The 1674-nt window shown below is 67.6% G+C and carries 1 protein-coding gene and 1 pseudogene; one reads left to right on the forward strand and one right to left on the reverse strand.

Annotated features, from left to right (window positions below; genetic code table 11):
• Positions 1-95 precede the first annotated feature (95 nt).
• Positions 96-725 carry a class I SAM-dependent methyltransferase gene (locus tag ABZ953_RS39330; protein WP_030565738.1) on the reverse strand — a complete coding sequence of 210 codons (630 nt, stop codon included), beginning with the start codon at positions 723-725 and terminating at the stop codon, positions 96-98.
• A gap of 36 nt (positions 726-761) precedes the next feature.
• Between ABZ953_RS39330 and ABZ953_RS39335 the strand changes: the two are divergent.
• A pseudogene (locus ABZ953_RS39335) lies at positions 762-1673 on the forward strand (IS5 family transposase).
• Position 1674 lies beyond the last annotated feature (1 nt).

The raw sequence follows: 1674 nt of genomic DNA on the forward strand, positions 1-1674 counted from the left end.
CTAGGGGGTGTCTGACAATTCCGGTCTGATCAGCGAGATTCGGCTGAGCTGGCAATCCGGAGGTGCGCCGATCGGCTGGGGGGACTGGGCAGTGGCTACGAACGGCGGGCCAGTAGATGGGTGTCGAGGAAGCCCCGATCAGAGGATGGATCGTGGAGCAGCCGGGCGAAGGGATCGAGCCCAGCATCGCCCAGCAGTTCGGCGAGGCGATCCACCGGCCAGCTGTAGGCGGGCGCCACCTTGTGGTCGAACCGGACCGGTACTTGTCCGTCGGTCCCGAAGAAGGAGACCAGGAGCAGACCGTTCGGTGCCAGGACGCGTACCTGTTCGGCGAGCAGCTCCGGTAGTTCCCCCGGAGGGGTGTGAATCATTGAGTAGTGGGCCAGCACGCCGCCGAGCGCGGCGTCCTCGATCGGCAGGGATTCCATCCGCGCCTCTTGGAAGCGCAGCGCCGGATGGGCCTGCCGGGCGTGGTCGACCATGCCGGGGGCAAGGTCTAGTCCGAAGGCGTCCAGGCCGAGTTCGTGCAGCATGGCTGTCAGATGTCCGGGCCCGCACCCGACGTCCGCTGTCCGCAGGTTGCCCGTCGCGCGCACCAGTTCGGCGAAGGTGCCGATCATGGCCCGGGAGAAAGGCTGTGTTTCCAGCCGGTTTGCGAACAGCGATGCGTACAGCTCGACGACACCGTCGTAGGCCGTCCTGGTCTCGTCCTGATGATTCGCCACGGGCAGGACTCTATAGCCGGTCTGATAATTGATCTTGTGACAGGTCGAGGTGAGTTGACGGATGCGGCATGGAGGCGGATAGAGCCCCTTTTGCCTCAGGTGGACGGACGGGGCCGTCCGTGGCGTGATCACCGGCAGGTGGTCAACGGGGTGCTGTGGCGGCTGCGGACCGGGGCTCCGTGGCGGGATCTTCCCGACCGGTTCGGGCCGTGGCAGACCGTCTACGAGCGGTTCGCCCGCTGGGAGGCGGACGGCACCTGGGCACGGTTGCTGGAGCACGTTCAGGTCCGCGATGACGCGGTGGGCCGGGTGGAATGGACCGTCTCCGTCGACTCCACCATCAACCGAGCCCACCAGCACGCAGTCGGCGCCCGCAAAAGGGGGATGTGAACGGGGACGAACTGGAAGATCCGGGCCGCTCGCAGGCGCGCCAGGCCCTCGGCCGCTCCCGAGGCGGACTGACCACCAAAGTCCATCTCGCCGTCGATGGCCGGGGCCTGCCCCTGTCGATTGTGCTCACGCCCGGCAACGTCAACGACGCGACGGCGTTCGGCCAGGTCCTCGACGGCATCCGCACCCCGCGCCTCGGCGCGGGCCGCCCGCGCACGACACCGGACCATGTGCTGGGTGACAAGGCGTATTCCAGCAAGGCCATCCGCCATATGCTGAGGCGCCGGGGCATCGCTGCCACGATCCCCGAGCGCCGCGACCAGGCGGCGAACCGCCACCGACGCGGAGCCCTCGGTGGCCGGCCGCCGACCTTCGACAAGGTCACCTACCGTGACCGCAACGTCGTCGAACGATGCTTCGCCCGCCTCAAGCAGTTCCGCGCGATCGCGACCCGGTTCGACAAGCTCGGCGACCGCTACCGTGCCGGAGTTGTCCTGGCTTCCTTGATCCTCTGGCTCCGCGAGTCCACGGGGTAATCATTTGTCAGACAGGCCCTAGC

It is taken from the genome of Streptomyces sp. NPDC046465, assembly GCF_040646035.1.
GTDB lineage: Bacteria > Actinomycetota > Actinomycetes > Streptomycetales > Streptomycetaceae > Streptomyces.